13 protein-coding genes are annotated in these 18,442 nt (G+C 35.5%); 11 read left to right on the forward strand and 2 right to left on the reverse strand.

Going from position 1 to position 18,442, the window contains the following annotated elements; genetic code table 11:
• Window positions 1-203: 203 nt before the first annotated feature.
• From EV697_RS01745 to EV697_RS01780, 10 genes are all read left to right on the forward strand, one after another.
• Window positions 204-713 carry a ParA family protein gene (locus EV697_RS01745; protein ID WP_132021919.1) on the forward strand — a complete coding sequence of 170 codons (510 nt, stop codon included), beginning with the start codon at window positions 204-206 and terminating at the stop codon, window positions 711-713.
• Window positions 706-834, forward strand: a complete 129-nt coding sequence (locus tag EV697_RS10015; protein WP_257793050.1) for a hypothetical protein — start codon at window positions 706-708, stop codon at window positions 832-834. The genes EV697_RS01745 and EV697_RS10015 overlap by 8 nt, the downstream gene beginning before the upstream one ends.
• 19 nt (window positions 835-853) lie before the next feature.
• Window positions 854-1,045: a hypothetical protein gene (locus EV697_RS09865; RefSeq protein ID WP_132021921.1), complete on the forward strand. Its 192-nt coding sequence runs from the start codon at window positions 854-856 to the stop codon at window positions 1,043-1,045.
• 20 nt (window positions 1,046-1,065) lie between these two features.
• Entirely contained in the window at window positions 1,066-1,629 is a 564-nt protein-coding gene (locus EV697_RS01755; RefSeq protein WP_132021923.1) for a hypothetical protein, read from the forward strand.
• A 189-nt stretch (window positions 1,630-1,818) separates the two neighbouring features.
• Complete coding sequence (locus tag EV697_RS01760) at window positions 1,819-2,511, forward strand: hypothetical protein (RefSeq protein WP_132021925.1); 693 nt, start codon at window positions 1,819-1,821, stop codon at window positions 2,509-2,511.
• Window positions 2,512-2,524: 13 nt separating this feature from the next.
• Window positions 2,525-2,686, forward strand: coding sequence for a hypothetical protein (locus EV697_RS09795; protein ID WP_165906456.1), 162 nt, complete (start codon window positions 2,525-2,527; stop codon window positions 2,684-2,686).
• A 153-nt stretch (window positions 2,687-2,839) separates the two neighbouring features.
• Window positions 2,840-3,532: a hypothetical protein gene (locus EV697_RS01765; protein WP_132021927.1), complete on the forward strand. Its 693-nt coding sequence runs from the start codon at window positions 2,840-2,842 to the stop codon at window positions 3,530-3,532.
• Window positions 3,533-3,912: 380 nt separating this feature from the next.
• Complete coding sequence (locus EV697_RS01770) at window positions 3,913-10,341, forward strand: S8 family serine peptidase (RefSeq protein WP_236824066.1); 6,429 nt, start codon at window positions 3,913-3,915, stop codon at window positions 10,339-10,341.
• Between the two features lie 149 nt (window positions 10,342-10,490).
• A complete protein-coding gene (locus EV697_RS01775) occupies window positions 10,491-12,611 on the forward strand; it encodes a type I secretion system permease/ATPase (protein WP_132021929.1) in 2,121 nt (706 codons plus the stop codon).
• The gene (locus EV697_RS01780; protein ID WP_132021931.1) at window positions 12,611-14,044 is read left to right on the forward strand and encodes an HlyD family type I secretion periplasmic adaptor subunit; all 1,434 of its coding nucleotides are present in this window, start codon (window positions 12,611-12,613) and stop codon (window positions 14,042-14,044) included. Before EV697_RS01775 ends, EV697_RS01780 begins: the two co-directional genes overlap by 1 nt.
• 87 nt (window positions 14,045-14,131) lie before the next feature.
• On the opposite strand, the gene EV697_RS09925 is transcribed toward EV697_RS01780, so the two are convergent.
• Complete coding sequence (locus tag EV697_RS09925; RefSeq protein WP_236824067.1) at window positions 14,132-14,416, reverse strand: hypothetical protein; 285 nt, start codon at window positions 14,414-14,416, stop codon at window positions 14,132-14,134.
• Window positions 14,417-14,887: 471 nt separating this feature from the next.
• On the reverse strand, window positions 14,888-15,394 hold the full coding sequence (gene ssb, locus EV697_RS01790; protein WP_132021933.1) for a single-stranded DNA-binding protein: 507 nt from the start codon (window positions 15,392-15,394) through the stop codon (window positions 14,888-14,890).
• 163 nt (window positions 15,395-15,557) lie between these two features.
• Between ssb and uvrA the strand changes: the two genes are divergently transcribed.
• Window positions 15,558-18,386 (forward strand): excinuclease ABC subunit UvrA, encoded by a 2,829-nt coding sequence (uvrA, locus tag EV697_RS01795; RefSeq protein ID WP_132021935.1) that lies wholly within the window; start codon window positions 15,558-15,560, stop codon window positions 18,384-18,386.
• The last annotated feature ends 56 nt before the right edge of the window (window positions 18,387-18,442 follow it).

An 18,442-nucleotide genomic window follows, 5' to 3' on the forward strand; every position in this document is an offset into this window, starting at 1 on the left:
CAATCACTATCTCGTTTTTTCGATATAGACAACCACTTAGAATCTAATAACGGATTTTCATTATTTCTTATGGGTAAATTATCTGCTGATGAGGTTATTCATAAAACAACGAATCATCAGAATATCGATATTATTATTAATGATGATCCTAATAAGCTATTGGTTGCTCATTTTTAAGGAATAGTTCTGATGGTGTTTTTAGGTTGGCTTTTTTATTAGAGCCTTTAAAAGATAGGTATGATTATATATTTATTGATACAGAAGGTACTGATGGTCGTTCTGTACAAAATGCAGCATTACTTGCACGTCCAGATTTAGTCCTTTCTGTCACTAAACTTAAAATGCTTTTTGCAATGGAAACAGCAAGAGTTGTTGATGTATTTAATTCAGCGATTAAAGAATATGAAAATATTGGTAATCCTTATCCTCCTTCTTTAACCTTTATCATTAATGATTTTGATCGCAGTTTAACAACAGATAGTTTATTACTTAAAGAATTACAGACTGCTTTTATTAATGATGAAAATTTAAAAACGACACATTTATTACAAACCGTTGTACCCACCAAACGTAAATTTTTTGAATCTTATTTTTTAATGAAAACATTTGCACATCAATACAAAGATCCTAATAAGTATGACCATTTAAATATTGTTATCCAATCTTTATATAAAGAAGTCTTTCCTGAATTAGTGGAGAAGAAAAATGAGTAGTGGTTTTCTCAGTTTTCATAAAAATAAAGCATCACTTTCTACAGATGAGATTAAGAATACACCTATTGATGGACAAGTATTTATGCTTGATATTCTAAGTATATTACCCTCTCCGCCTTAATCCTAGACAAACATTAGGAATGAATTATCAAGAACATTATGAAAATCTTAAAGAGTCTATAAGGAATATTGGATTACAGTCTATCCTTACAGTAACAAAGTATCCTAATAACGATAAATATGAGTTATATAACGGTGGAAATACACGTCTTAAAATTCTGACAGAACTTTATCAAGAGTATCAACAGCAAGGTGAATTAGATAAGGCTTGAGCAATTTTTAGATCAAAGAATTGTATTTACAGCAATATAGTAATGATGATATTTCAAATAGAAAGCTTGCTGATCTGATTAGCCAACTAGGTTGGTCGAGTGTTAAGCATCAGGTAATAACAGAGTTAAGTTTTGCTTTTGAAAAATTGGATTTGGTTATACCACTTGCTTTAAATAATGGAATGGGAAGACCTAAAGTTAAGCAGTTACGACAGTGGCTTAAAAGTAATAAAGGGTACGATATCGATTTTAATGAAGTGGAAACGCTTTATTTTCAGCTTCTAAAGCAATTTGATGATGATATTGATCCAATTAATTTAGACATTTTTTATCAATTATTTCTTTTTCAACTATCAGATTATTTAGCTAATTTTGATGCAACTATTAAAGCAGAACCTACTACATTTGTAATAAGTAATCTTAGTGAATTTGGTTATATTCCAAGTTCTGTATTACCTAAAGAGAATACCTCTGTAATATTTGATACAGAGAAAAACATTCAAACAAAACAAGATACATCCAATCATTTAGATGCTCCTATTAATAGAGGAACTGAGTCTTGGGAAGATTTAAAAGACTTTTAACTCCCCCCCCCTCCAAGCCTAAATAACTATTTAACCCTCCTCATGAAAACCTAATTAAGTATTATTTGACTTCTTGTAAAATGAACTGCGAAATAGATCACAAATTTAAAAACCTCCTCTTTCCCAAATTTATTAGATATGCTATAGATAAGAAAAATTTTAACGACCTATTCACATTGTAATTAACCTATGAAACTTGATAAAAAGAAAATAACAAAGATTGGGCTATTAAAAGCTGTTGTTTTATTAGTCTATATCGCTCTTATTTTTCTTATACAAGACGATAATCCATCAATTGTGGAAAGAAGAAAAATGCACTGCGAAAGAATTGAAAGAGACGAAGAATATAGATTAAAAGCTGCGATTAATTATTATTTTAGAGATATTTTTTTGAAACTCAAAAAAGATAAAGACAGCTATCAATGTAGACTCAGCCCCAACAATAAATTTCCTGAACTTATGGATTGTGAATTATCTATTACCAGAAAAAATATTGATGAAAATGTGCTTAATAGCTTTATTGGAAATCTTATTTTACAACATCATATGATGGCATCATCAGCAGATTTAGATGATACTTTTGTACAATATAGTGAAAATATATTATCTCAAATGGATCCTGTTGAATTTTGGAAACTAGATTTTATGGAGATTCTAAAGAATCATAATATAATGTATCTTTTTTATGGTACAGAACTTTCTTTATATGAAAAATCTTCCTTTAGCTTAGGAGGAGAACAAAAAAAACAGTTGATTATTCATTCGAAAGTTGGAGGTTTCTCTGATAGTCAATATATGTGGAATACGATAAGAAGAACTAGAGTAGATAGATATAAAATAGAAGAGTGTGGCGTATTGACTTATTTATTTAATCTAGATTAAGTAGGAGATTAATATGAGTGAAAAATTTATTAAACTAAATGTAAATGATGAAAATTTGGTTGCTAAAGTTTTAGATATTAGAGAACTAGGTCATCATGTTGAAATTTCTCAATCTGATTATTTTAAATACACTGCAGCTAAAAACATTACTGCTGCCTCTTTTCACAAGCCTTGAAACGGTTTTAAGTGCGAATTGGAGATAATTTACTTCTTGCAATAAAAAAACGTGAGGCGAATCACAAATTTAAAAACCTCCTCTTTCCCAAATTTATTAGATATGCTAAAGATAAGAAAAATTTTAACGACCTATTCACATTGTAATTAACCTATGAAACTTGATAAAAAGAAAATAACAAAGATTGGGCTATTAAAAGCTGTTGTTTTATTAGTCTATATCGCACTTATTTTTCTTATACAAGACGATAATCCATCAATTGTGGAAAGAAGAAAAATGCACTGCGAAAGAATTGAAAGAGACGAAGAATATAGATTAAAAGTTGCAGTTAATCGTTATTTTAATGATATTCTCTTAGACATCAAAATGGATAAAGACAGGGATTGGTGTGATCCTGATCCTAATGATAAATTTCCCAACCTTATGGATTGTGAGTTAGCTATTACTGGAAAAAATATTGATGAAAATGTGCTTAATAGCTTTATTGGAAATCTTATTTTACAACATCATATGATGGCATCATCAGCAGATTTAGATGATACTTTTGTACAATATAGTGAAAATATATTATCTCAAATGAATCCTGCTGAATTTTGGAAACTAGATTTTATGGAGATTCTAAAGAATCATAATATAATGTATCTTTTTTATGGTACAGAACTTTCTTTATATGAAAAATCTTCCTTTAGCTTAGGAGGAGAACAAAAAAAACAGTTGATTATTCATTCGAAAGTTGGAGGTAACTCTGATAGTCAATATATGTGGAATACGATAAGAGAAACTAAAGTAGATAGATATCAAATTGAAAACTGTGGTAATTTAAGATATTTATTTAACTTAGAATAAATAAGGAATTAATTATGACAGATAAATTTATTAAACTAAATGTAAATGATGAAAATTTGGCTGCTAAAGTTTTAGATATTAGAGAACTAGGTCATCATGTTGAAATTTCTTAATCTGATTATTTTAAATACACTGCAGCTAAAAACATTACTGCCGCCTCTTTTAAAATTCTGTCTCGTTTTTTCTCAGGAGTTGATACTGAGGGTAATAAAATAGACTTTTCTGCTTATAAAGGAAAAGAAATTAGTTATGAAAAAATAGTCAAGCTTATCTATAAATATCCATCAAATCCTCTGTCAGTAAAAAATATACAGACTGGCTATGAATTTGCAGCTATAGCTAATCAAAAGGAATATAGAGGCTATTTAGAGAAAAAATCTTTGCATGATAAAGCCCTGAAGGGAGAACTAGCATTATCTCACTACGAAACAAATACTAATGATGATAAATATGCAACTAATGCTTTGATTTTTGGTTCTGCTAGTATTGCAATTGAAAAAGAAATGGTTAAATTTTATATTGATGAAAATGGAAGACCAAGTGAGGTTCGCAACTTTTCATTTAAAGCTCAAGAAGATAACTATGATTATAGCAGTAAAAACATATCTTGGTTAACCAATAGAATAGTTAAGTATACTCTAAGGGATACCTCTGATGCGACAACAAAAATTCATATTACTGAAGACAGAGGTAATACTCGTTTTACTACGGTAAATCGCACAGAATTTGACAAGCTTAAACGCAATACGCCTCAAATTAATAATGAAAGCATGAATATAGATAAATTTATTACTGAGGCAGATAAAATAGTTAATGCTAGATTTTACACAGGCTCAAGTATTATCCCTGCAGTTGGATATATTAGAAAACCCAATATGTTTAAGAATTTTTCAGAGCATACTTCTGATACGCCTACTGTAACGTTCAAACCGACAACTTTAGCTGAAATATCTCGTAAACAAGCTAGATTTATCATTGATCAATTAAGTAGATCTCATATAGAAAATACTGATGAAAACAAAACCCCAACCAATAAATTCAACATCTCCACTACCCCAATCCTAGATAAAAACTCTGATAATGACGCTGTTTCTCTTTCTCCTGCACTCTATGCTTTACTAAATAAAGATATATTAAATAAACATAACGATCCGTTTTCAGTTTCCATGTCACATATTACCACTAATGGTTTTAGAGCATCTAACTATAATCTCTCCAAAGGTATTTTTGACAATGATAATAAATCCGTTCTTAATGAAAAATTTTCTTTTATTAAAGATCCAAAACTGCTTAATAAAGTAAAAGGTTTTGGCTATTCTCGCTTACCTGTCGATCCGCTTATCTTAGATTTAAACGGCGATGGGGCAAGAGCGGTGAGTTATAACGAAAAATCGGTGTTATTTGATATTGATAATGACGGGGGGGCTTTGGAGGAAACCGGTTGGGTAAATAATCAAGATGGTTTGTTGGTGAAGGATTTAAATAACAACGGCAAAATCGACAATATGTCAGAAGTGTTTTCTGAATATTATGCTGGCAAAGCAGGACGTAATGGCGAAGCGGGAGAAAAACGTTTTGCTAATGGTTTTGAAGCATTAAAAAGTTTAGACAGCAATAAAGATAATGTATTTGATAAAAAGGATAGGGATTTTAATGCTGTACGAGTATGGCAAGATAAAAACCATAATGGCGTGACGGATTCTGGGGAGTTAAAAACCCTTAAACAATTAGGTATTACTGCTATCAAATTAGATTATGAAGAGAAAGGCGGACAACTTTTTAATGGCAATGAATTATTAGCAAAGGGCAGTTTTACTCGTAAGGGGAAACAACAAGAAGTGGTGGCGGTGAACTTTTTAGCCAATCCAAGAGGGCATCGTATTAGCAATGCTAATGGGGGTAAGAAAACAGTGACGGAAGCCTCTGGTTTAATTGAGAGCACGACAGGTTGGACAGCTGTTGATGATGTGAATCGGGATTTAAGTGTGGCTAAATTAGGCGTTGAAAATATCCAAGCTGGTAATGGTAACGACACGCTACGAGGCGATGGGCGAGATAACTGGCTTGCTGGTGGAGGCGGTGCCGATATTTTCTTTGGCGGCGATGGTAATGATGTGTTACTGATTGATGGTGATGATTTGCCAGAGAATATTCACGGTGGCAAAGGCGATGATATTGTACAAGTGGTGGGCAATAAAGGGGTCAGTTTAGACCTTGGTGTCGCTGAAATTGAAATCGCTCACGGAGGAAGGGGCAATGATGTATTTGTTTCTTCAGGCAACAGCTCTATTTTTGTGCGTGGAGGCGATGGCGACGATGTGATTGTAGGCAGTATTGCTAATGATGCCTTATCGGGCGAAAATGGCGATGACTTTATTTCAGGTAATGCAGGTAAGGATTTAATCCGAGGACATCGAGGCAATGACCGTTTATTTGGTGATGAGGGCGATGATGTGCTTTTCGGTGGCTCTGATGATGATATGTTATACGGTGGCGAAGGGACAGATACCTTGCTTGGCGAGGGGGGCGATGATTATTTAGATGGCGGTGAGGGTGAAGATATTGCTGAGTTCTCAGGTAATTTTGCCGACTATAAAATCACTAAAATGGGCGGTGGTTTATTAATTAGCGACACCAAACAAGGACGAGATGGCACGGACTTTTTACGCAATATTGAGAAGTTGAATTTTAAAGATTTGACTAACTATGCTGCACCTTCAACAGAGACAGAATGGGAAAACCCAATGCCTGTAGAGGATATTCTTTATCAAGACAGCAAAGGGCGACGTTTTGACGGCTCACGCCCTTACATTATTAAACAATCTCAACTCTTAAAAAATGATATTGATGTTCAAGGCGATAAAATTAGTATCTATCAAGCTTTCAATATTCGAGGTGGTTCGTTAAGAGTATTAGATAATGGTGATATTGAATTTACGTCGACCAAAGGGTTTAAAGGGATTGCCAGTTTTGAATATTCCATTCGGGATGCCAAAGGTATTAAGGCAATTAGCACCAATGGTAAGGGAGAGCTAACAGGAAAAGTCTATTTAGTCCCACCGCACTTACCGCAAGACCCCGATATTATTCGTCAATATTATTTGGAAGCAGATAATATTCTGCCTGTTTGGACAAATTATACGGGTAAAAATATCCGCATTGGGCAGTTTGAACCTAGCGGGCCTTTTTCTGTGGCAGAAGAAGTAGCGGATTATCGTCACCCTGAATTACGCCACCAAATGGATAAGCAGTGGTTGCACGATTACGAATATAAACGCCAAGAAGATGATAAGGTGTTCAGCAAGCATGCCACGGAAGTCGCGGGTATTATGGTGGCGGAGCGTAATGGTGAAGGTGGAGTGGGTGTTGCCTATGATGCGAGAGTGGCTAGCCATTGGGTCGGAGAAAATATCACCAGCTTAAATAAAATGAAAAACTATGATGTAGCCAATCACAGCTGGGGGCATAAACAAAACTTCGTTCAACAAATCAACTTTACTGATAAAAGTAAAACCCTGTTTGATATTTATAAACCTGCTTTAATGGAAGGACGTAATGGACTCGGCACGGTAATTGTTAATTCTGCTGGTAATGAACGAAGTGCGGGCGGAAATACCAATTATTCTGAACTCACTAATGTACGTTATGGTATTGCGGTTGCCTCTGCTCAACAAAATAGTGCGTTTAAAACCACTATTGCACCTTATTCAAATCAAGGTGCTAGCATTTTGGTTACGGCACACGGTTCCAATACTTACTCAAGCTCTCGTGAAATTGTCAATGAAAATGGCTCAACATTAGGGAATGAATATGCTCGCAATAATGGTACGAGTTTCTCTGCCCCTGTTGTTTCAGGCATCGTTGCCTTGATGTTAGAAGCCAACCCTTATCTTGGTTATCGTGATGTACAGGAAATTCTTGCCCTCACAGCTACCACAAAAGACATTACCGACAGTCAATGGCAACGTAACGGGGCGAAAAATTGGAATGGTACAGGGATGCACGTCAGCCACGACTATGGTTATGGTGTTGTTGATGCACAAGCAGCGGTGAGATTAGCCCAAGATTGGCATACGCAACACACTTATGAAAATGAAGTGAAATTAGAGGATATTTATCAATCTGGTAATATCAACCAAGCTATCGAGGATAATAATGGTAGACAGTTCTCTGTTAATGTTGAAAGTGCCACTTTACAGCTTGAAAATGTTTCTGTAAAAGTCAATTTAACCCATTCTCGTGCTAGTGATTTAATCATTAAGTTGATTTCCCCCTCAGGAACAACCTCTTTATTAATGAATAGACCTGGAAAAAATCCAAATGAAGAGAAGGCTCATGGGGATATTAAATTCGGTGAATCCAATACCTTAGATTACCGTTTTAACACAGCACTTTTAAAAGGTGAAGACCCTAATGGGCAATGGAAATTACAGGTTTTTGATGTAGCAACAGGGCAAACAGGGACATTAAATCATTGGTCATTGAGTTTTTATGGACGGGTTTATGGCACAGGAGATACTTACGTCTATACTAATGAATTCCATAATCATCAAATGGGTAATACGCTTAATGATACCAATGGAGGAATAGATACTATTAATGCTGCAGCAATGAATGGTGTGATTGAAGTTAATCTTTCCACTGGCAAAGCGAATTTAGCGGGAAAAGCCTTAACCATCAATAATCCAGCACAAATTGAAAATGTTACAGGGGGCGATTATAACGATAAGCTGACTGGGAACAATGCTATTAATGTGCTTATTGGTGGACGTGGCGATGATACATTATCTGGACTAGAAGGGAATGATATATTGGCGGGAGGTTTAGGGAATAACCGCTTAACGGGTGGTCAAGGTAGCGATACTTTTATTATTGATAAGAAATCAAATAGCCAAGATGTGATTACGGATTTTACGGTGGGGCATGACCGCCTTGTTTTCACAGGCTTTAACGCTTTTTCTTGGACTAAGCAACAACAGGGATCTGATACCCTGATTTCTTTAGGTAGTGGGCAAACAGTTAGATTAAACAATATTCAAGCCAGCCAGCTTACTGATAACAATATTGTTGTTACTGCGGAAGTATTTAAACCTTATTGGTTAAATCAAACGGGTGGCTATGGATTTTCGAATAGCAATGAAGAGGTTGCGTTACCTGACTTTGGGGTAGCTTTCTGGGGAACAAGAGGGGAAGATAGGATTTTCGGTGGTAATGGTAATGATATAGTTAAAGGTGGGGCGGGTAATGATGTTATTGTGGGAGAACACTCATCAAATTCAGTAACTGGCGGAGACGATATTTTGTATGGCGGTAGGGGGAATGACCAGCTTCTAGGGGGAGGCGGTAATGATACACTCTATGGCGGTGAGGGTGCGGATTATCTGTCAGGCGGTGAAGGCAATGATGTACTTTATTTAGAAGGTGATGAATCTGCAGAGTCCACGAGTTATCATAACCAGCAATATATAAAGTTAAATCAATACCATAATGTCAAAGTCAATGAAGCAAGAGCTGAGGGTGGCAAAGGTAGTGACCGTTTTGTGGTGGTAAAAGATAGCTCACCAAATGCCTCTCAAGGTCTATTGAAAAATCTGATTTGGGACTTTGATATCAATGACAAAAACGAGAAAATTGATATCTCTCAGTTTAATGGTGTGAATACTATCAACTTCTCTAGTTTCTCAGTCAATAATGAACTTTACACAAGAGTTTGGTTAGGCGAAGCTAAAGCAGGTACTCAGTACATCACGTTAAAAGGTGTGAGAACTGATAAGCTAAAAGCTGATATGTTTATTTTCTCCAAAGAACAAGCGGATTTACCGCAGCTTAAGCAAGTGATTTTAGGTAGTAATAGCAATGACAGATTAAGAGGTAATGCGGTTGGCAATCTGATTGATGGTAAAGTCGGTGCTGATACAATGTCAGGTGAGTTTGGTGACGACACCTACATTGTGGACAACGCAGGCGATAAGGTCATTGAAATCAAAGATGGTGGCTATGATATTGTGAAATCTTCCGTCAGTTATACCCTATCAGCACATACCGAAGAGCTACAACTCACAGGCTCAGCCTCAATCAATGCGGTAGGTAACAGTGAAAATAACCGATTGGTAGGGAATTCAGGTAATAACCGTTTAGACGGTAAAGCAGGGTTTGATACCATGATTGGCGGTTCCGGAAATGACACCTATATAGTCGATTCTCATCTTGATAAAGTGATTGAGAAAGAAAATCAAGGTACAGATAAAGTAATTTCATCGGTTTCCTACACCTTACCTGAAAATGTAGAAAACCTCCAACTTAACGGCAGTAATCCTATTTCAGGAACAGGTAATGATGGCAATAACTCATTGAAAGGAAATGCTGCTAATAACCGTTTAATTGGCTATGGTGGAAATGATACCTTAAATGGAATGAAGGGTAATGATTTCTTGATGGGGGGTAAAGGTAACGATACTTATCTGTTTAATCGAGGGGACGGTATTGATAGCATATATGATGAACAGGGTACAGATACCTTACGCTTCAGCAATGTTAACCATAACCAACTTTGGTTCCGTAAGCTAGATACTGACTTAGAAATAAGTGTAATTGGCACCGAAGATAAAACGATTATTACTGATTGGTATGGTAAAAACTACAAGCTCGAAAAGATTGTAGCGTTCAATAATAAATCCTTAACGCATAGTAATGTGGATAAATTAGTGAGTGCGATGGCAGCATTCTCGCCACCTGCGGCAGGGCAGATTTCATTACCAGCAGCACTTAACACAAGCCTTGAAACGGTTTTAAGTGCGAATTGGAGATAATGCCTCGGTTCTTAAAGCCTCACTTTTCATCATAGATGAGTGAGGCTTTTGAGTGTTATATAGTTGCGACGTAATGATTAAATGACGAAGTTTTGTAGGGATACCACGCTGGTATCCGCATTTCTGGTATTTATTAATAGGTTTATGTTATGGATAGACAAGATTTAGCCCTTTCTGCTTTGAATATATTTGCTCAGTTACACCAAATTCCAATGAGTATTGAGCAAATTAAGCATAAATTTGCCATACAAACCCTAATGAGTAAAACACAGCTTTTACTGGCAGCAAAAGAAATTGGCTTTAAGGCAAAAGCCACCGAAAAGCCAATATCACGTTTGGCATTTGTTCATTTGCCTGTATTGGTTTGGTGTGATGATGGTCAGCATTTTATTCTAGCTAAAATTGATAATGAACATCGTCGCTTTTTGATCCACGATTTGGCAACAAATCAGCCTTTAGTTCTCTCAGAAGCAGATTTCAACGCAAGATATTCGGGCGAAATTATTCAATTTGCTTCCCGTGCGAGCCTAATGGGACAACTGGCTAAGTTTGACTTTACATGGTTTATTCCTGCGGTAGTCAAATATCGTAAGATTCTTGTTGAGGTGCTATTTGTTTCTGTTATTTTGCAAATTTTTGCCTTAATCACACCGCTCTTTTTTCAGGTTGTTATGGATAAAGTCCTTGTCCATCAAGGTTTTAGTACGTTAAACGTAGTGGCTGTGGCACTTTGTATCGTCATTCTTTTTGAAATTATCCTTTCCGCTATTCGCACTTATGTGTTTTCCCATACAACCAGCCGAATTGATGTTGAACTCGGTGCAAAATTATTTCGACATTTGCTTTTACTGCCAATCGCCTATTTCGAAGCAAGACGTGTTGGTGATACAGTAGCAAGAGTGAGAGAATTAGAGCAAATTCGTAATTTCTTAACTGGGCAAGCATTAACCTCTGTATTAGATTTGCTCTTTTCATTTATCTTTTTAGCGGTAATGTGGTATTACAGCCCTTGGCTAACCTTGGTTGTCCTGATCTCATTGCCTTGCTATGCACTATGGTCAGCATTTATTAGCCCTATTCTCCGTCGACGGTTAGATGAAAAATTTGCTCGAAATGCAGATAATCAAGCATTTTTGGTAGAAAGCGTGGCGGCGATGAACACTATCAAATCTATGGCAGTTGCCCCTCAAATGACAGAACATTGGGATAAACAGCTTTCTGGCTATGTGCAAGCGAGCTTTAAAGTAACAAAAATTGCAACTATTGGTCAGCATGGCATTCAGCTTATTCAAAAAATTGTGATGGTGGTAAATCTATGGCTAGGTGCTCATTTAGTCATTAGTGGCGATCTCACTGTTGGTCAGTTGATCGCTTTTAATATGTTAGCTAGTCAAGTGGCTGCACCTGTTATTCGTCTAGCTCATCTTTGGCAAGATTTTCAGCAAGTAGGTATTTCGGTAAGTCGTTTAGGCGATATTTTAAATACTCCAACAGAAAACCCACAAAATAAATTAGTGCCACCTGAAATTAAGGGGGATATTAGCTTTAAAGAGGTTAGCTTTCGTTATCGTCCTGAAGGTAAAAATGTATTAAATCATGTTTCATTATCCATTAAGGCTGGTGAAATTATTGGCATTGTCGGGCGTTCTGGTTCAGGTAAAAGTACACTAACAAAATTGATCCAACGTATGTATGTCCCCTCTCAAGGTAATATTTTTATTGATGGTAATGATATTACATTGGTAGAGCCATCTTGGTTACGTCGTCAAATTGGCGTGGTGTTGCAGGATAATATTCTGCTTAATCGCTCAATTCGTGACAATATTGCACTTACCAATCCAGCGATGCCAATTGAACGAGTTATGCAAGCCGCACAGCTTGCTGGTGCTCATGATTTTATTTCCCAGTTACCTGAAGGCTATGACACCTTAGTAGGAGAACATGGAGCCAATCTATCTGGTGGACAAAAGCAACGTATCGCTATTGCTAGGGCTTTAATCAATAATCCTAAAATCCTTATTTTTGATGAAGCAACTAGTGCTTTAGATTATGAATCTGAGCATATTATTATGAAAAATATGCAACATATTTGTCGTCACCGAACAGTGATTATCATTGCTCACCGCTTATCCACAGTAAGTCAAGCTCATCGTATTATTGTCATGGATCAAGGGGAAATCGTTGAACAGGGAAGTCATCAAGCGTTACTAGAGGCGAAAGGGCTTTATCACTATTTGTATCAACTTCAGGCGACGACAGGGAGGGGATAATGCATTGTTTGACTGGACTTTGTGGATTAATTAAAGGCTATATTCGAGTATTTCGAGAAACGTGGGAAGTAAGAAAATCACTAGACACACCTTATCGGCAAGAAGATGAACATGCCTTTTTACCTGCTCATTTAGAATTAATTGAAACGCCCGTTTCTGCTTTACCAAGATGGATCGGGCGGTTGATTATTTTATTTTTATTGACCGCTCTTTGTTGGTCATATTTTGGAAAAGTTGAAATTGTAGCTGTTGCAACGGGGAAAATTTTACCTAGCGGGAGAAGTAAAATTATTCAACCGATAGAAACGGCTATTGTTAAGCAATCCTATGTAAGAAACGGGCAGGTAGTAAAAAAAGGAGAACTGTTACTTGAATTAACCACCTTAGGGGTGGAATCTGATTTATCTAAAGCCAAATCAGCACTGAAATTAGCTAGTCTTAATCAGCTACGACAAGAAGCGATACTGTTAGCCATTCAGGAAAACACTGTTCCGCAACTAAAAAATAGTAATGAACAAGTTACTTTTAATATTGAAGATAGATTATTCAAAGGTGAGCAACAGTTAGCATTGAGTCAATATCTGACATGGGTTGCAGAAAAGCAAAAATTGTCAGCGACAATTCTCCAAAAAGAGACGGAGAAAAAGACGATTAATATCCAAATTCAAAAGCTCATCGCAATGCTAAAACACGAAAAAGAACGTCGTAATGATATATATGGCTTATACAAAAAGGGACATGTTTCAAAACATGAATATTTTTCTCAGGAAAATCGGGTGATTGAGCTAGAAAATGAGAAGAATATTCAACAGAGCAAAATCTATGAATTGGAGGCTCAGTTAGAACAGGTGCACAAAGAATATAAAGTCTTTGAGCAATCTTTCCAACGCAATGTGTTAGATGAGCTACGCAAAGCTAATGAGCAAGTTGAGCAATTCATCTTAGAGGTAGAAAAAAGTCAGCAACGTCAAACATCAAGTAAAATTTATGCGCCTGTAGATGGAACCGTTCAGCAATTACAAACTTATACTATCGGTGGGGTTGTTACTACTGCTCAGCCACTAATGACGATTGTTCCACAAGGAGAACAGTTCGAAATTGAAGCGATGTTATCAAATAAAGACATTGGCTTTGTAAATGAAGGGCAAGATGTCACTATTAAGGTAGAGGCTTTTCCATATACTCGTTATGGATATATCAAAGGTAAAGTCAAATATTTCAGTTTTGAAGCTATACAGGATGAGAAATTAGGATTGGTATTTCCAGTAACTATTTTGATGGATAAAAGTTACTTAAATATTGATGGGAGGAGTGTAGAACTTATCGCAGGGATGGCTGTATCGGCAGAAATTAAGACGGGAGAAAGACGAGTAATTGATTATTTATTAAGTCCATTAAAAACAACTTTGGATGAAAGTTTTAAAGAACGGTAAAATTTAAGGGCTAATGGAGTAGATAGGATCCTATCCAACATTCTGTGTAAACACTCATTTCAACTTAGAGACTCCACAACGTAAAAACTATAAAGAGCGTTTTTTACTAAAAATTAGCTGTAGAAGATCAAACTCATCTAATAATCCATCAGGTAGCTCACTTTCTGGTTTTATAGATAAAGTTTTATGATTTTTAGGTTTTGGCTCTTTAATTAACCTAATCAGTTTCGTCAATTTTTCGATATATTCGTTGGATACATTAATTACTTTAGATAGAAATAATATGTATTCTGAAAGCCTTATTAGTCTATTATATTGATGACTACGAGATACAGAAGAATAAATATCAATAAATTGAGTTCCGTCCTTCATTAACACACTTTTTTGTATTGATTACATTCTTTTGCTTTTTTACATTTATTCTCATATGTCGAATAAGAGATTCCAATTGGTTTTCTGTTAAGAGTATTTCTCCATGAATTAGATCACTAATAACAAGATTATTATGTTTTTCCCAATTCATTATCCATTGTATAGTTCCCAGCTTATTTCTAATTGTATTTACTGCGGGTTGATTACGTAGTTATACAGTTACCCATAATGTTGAATAAAAATCAAGAATACCAGTTTCCTCATTAACTAATAGAGGAAAACGTTCTCCATTTGAAAAAAAGGATTGTTTCTAGTCTATGCATACCTATTTAGTTTTACAAAACTTCCATATATAAATACTAACAAATTAAGTTTTTAGCGTTAAAAAAATGTAAAAAAAGAGAGACCTTAAAATAAGGGACTCTCTGTATTATAGAGGTTTATATTTTACATTTTTAAATTATATGTAACTCAAAATGGAATATCATCGTCCACATCAAATATTGCAGGCTCGGATTGTTCCATTTTTGGTGCTGGCTTAGGTTGATTATTATATGATGGCGTAGGGTTTGGATTTACTTGTGTATTGTAACTACCAGTATTACTATAATTATTTGCTTGGTAGTTATTAGCTGTACGTTCTGCTCGACTGTCTAACATTTGCATCACATCACCGATAATTTCGGTAGTATAACGATCTTGACCACTTTGATCTTGCCATTTACGGGTTCTTAAACGACCTTCCACATATACTTTTGAACCTTTGCGTAAATATTCACCAACAATTTCAGCTTGACGACGATAGAATACGATTCTATGCCACTCAGTAATTTCACGGCGTTCATTTGTATTCTTATCTGTCCAACTTTCACTCGTTGCAACGCTAATATTAGCTACGGCTTCACCATTTTGCATAGTACGAATTTCAGGATCATTACCTAAATTTCCAACAATAATAACTTTGTTTACTCCAGCCATAATATTCCTCTAGCTTATTTTATATAAAATGTTTATTTATGATGTTTATTTTGCCTTAAATTTTTAGAAAAATCTATATATAAACTGGATATTTGCACAGTTATTTGAGAATGTGCGATAATGATCGTATATATTAAATAATGGTACTTAATTTTAGAAATTTATGGAAAATATTGATGTTCGTGGGGCGAGAACTCACAATTTAAAAAATATAAGTTTAAAAATTCCAAGAGATAAACTTATAGTAATTACTGGATTATCGGGATCGGGAAAATCTTCTTTAGCATTTGATACGTTGTATGCAGAAGGCCAGCGTCGTTACGTTGAATCTTTATCGGCGTATGCTAGACAATTTTTATCTTTGATGGAAAAACCAGATGTGGATCATATTGAAGGATTATCTCCAGCAATTTCTATTGAACAGAAATCAACGTCGCATAATCCACGTTCTACCGTAGGGACGATTACGGAAATTCATGATTATTTACGTTTGCTGTTTGCTCGAGTTGGAGAGCCTCGTTGTCCTACGCATAATGTACCACTATCGGCACAAACGATTAGTCAAATGGTTGATAAAGTATTAACGTTGCCGGAGTCCAGTCGGATGATGATGTTAGCACCAATAGTGAAAGAGCGTAAAGGTGAGCATATTAAGGTATTGCAAAATATCGCGGCACAAGGTTATATTCGAGCAAGAATTGATGGTGAAATTTGTGATTTGTCCGATCCTCCTACTTTGGAATTACAAAAAAAACATACTATAGAAGTTGTTGTTGATCGTTTTAAGATTAGAGATGATGTAGCTACAAGATTAGCTGAATCCTTTGAAACCGCTTTAGAACTTTCTGGAGGAGTGGTTGTTGTAGCCTCTATGGATGATCCTAATGCTGAGGAATTAATGTTTTCAGCCAATTTTGCTTGCCCTCATTGTGGTTATTCTATTCCTGAATTAGAACCTCGTTTATTTTCGTTTAATAATCCTGCTGGTGCTTGCCCTACTTGTGATGGATTAGGGGTTCAACAGTTTTTTGATGAAAATAGGGTGATTCAAAATGCTTCCGTTTCTTTAGCTAGTGGGGCAATAAAAGGATGGGATAGACGTAATTTTTATTATTATCAAATGCTTACCTCTTTAGCAAAACATTATAATTTTGATATTGAAACACCATTTGAGGATTTACCTAAGAAGATTCAAAAAATTATTTTACATGGTTCTGGTAAAGAAGAAATAGAATTTCAATATGTTAATGATAGAGGTGATGTTGTATTAAGACATCATACTTTTGAAGGTATTTTGAATAATATGGCTCGTCGTTATAAAGAAACAGAGTCAAATTCGGTGAGAGAGGAGTTAGCGAAAAATATTAGTAACAGACCTTGTGAAGATTGTTGTGGATCGAGATTACGACCTGAAGCAAGACATGTTTACATTGGTGAAACGAATTTACCTGAGATTTCAGAAAAAAGTATTGGGGAAGCTTTAGAGTTTTTTGAGCATTTAACGCTAACAGGACAACGAGCCAAGATTGCTGATAAAATTTTAAAAGAAATTAAAGAAAGATTACAGTTTTTAGTTAATGTTGGATTAAATTATTTATCTCTTTCTCGATCGGCCGAAACATTATCGGGGGGAGAAGCACAGCGTATTCGTTTAGCAAGTCAGATTGGTGCTGGATTAGTTGGTGTAATGTATGTGTTAGATGAGCCTTCAATTGGTCTACATCAGCGTGATAATGAAAGATTATTAAATACTTTGGTTCATCTTAGAAATTTAGGTAATACTGTCATTGTTGTAGAACATGATGAAGATGCGATTAGAGCGGCAGATCACATTATTGATATTGGTCCAGGTGCAGGGGTACATGGTGGTGCGATAGTTGCGGAAGGAAATGCTGAGGAAATTATGGCAAATCAGTCTTCGTTAACTGGAAAATATTTATCAGGTGAAGAGAAGATAGAAATTCCGAAAAAAAGAACCGCACTTGATAAGAAAAAAATTCTAAAATTAAATGGTGCAAAAGGGAATAATCTTAAAAATGTTAATCTTGAAATTCCAGTTGGCTTGTTTACTTGTGTTACTGGAGTATCTGGATCGGGTAAATCGACCTTAATTAATGATACGTTATTTCCTCTTGCCCAAAATGCATTGAATCGAGCAGATAATACGCAATATGCACCTTATGAGTCTATTGAGGGATTAGAATTCTTTGATAAAGTAATTGATATAAATCAAAGCCCTATTGGACGTACGCCACGTTCTAATCCTGCTACTTATACAGGATTGTTTACACCTATTCGTGAATTATTTGCAGGAGTGCCAGAATCGAGAGCTAGAGGTTATAATCCAGGGCGTTTTAGCTTTAATGTTCGAGGCGGACGTTGTGAGGCTTGCCAAGGTGATGGTGTTATCAAGGTAGAAATGCACTTTTTGCCTGATGTGTATGTGCCTTGTGATCAATGTAAAGGGAAACGTTACAACAGAGAAACCTTAGAAATACGTTATAAAGGTAAAACAATTCATCAAGTATTGGATATGACGGTAGAGGAGGCAAGAGAATTTTTTGATGCTATTCCAGTTATTGCTAGAAAACTCCAAACCCTTATTGATGTGGGGTTATCTTATATTCGTCTTGGTCAGTCTTCGACAACATTATCTGGCGGTGAAGCACAACGAGTAAAACTTGCAACTGAGCTTTCTAAACGAGATACAGGAAAAACCTTATATATTTTAGATGAGCCTACTACAGGGTTGCATTTTGCTGATATTAAGCAATTATTAGCCGTGTTACATCGTTTACGAGATCAAGGTAATACAATAGTTGTTATTGAACATAATTTAGATGTAATAAAAACAGCAGATTGGATTGTTGATTTAGGTCCAGAAGGGGGCAGTGGAGGTGGAAATATTATTGCTGTTGGAACACCAGAAAAGGTTGCTGGAGCAAAAGGATCGCATACAGCGAGATTTTTAAAATCTATATTAAATAAATAATTTTAATTATTGTTTTTTTATATAGGATAAGGATTTTTTCTATTTTTTACTTAGAT

Origin of the sequence: Bisgaardia hudsonensis, from assembly GCF_004345785.1 — a bacterium.
Classification (GTDB): Bacteria; Pseudomonadota; Gammaproteobacteria; order Enterobacterales; family Pasteurellaceae; genus Bisgaardia; species Bisgaardia hudsonensis.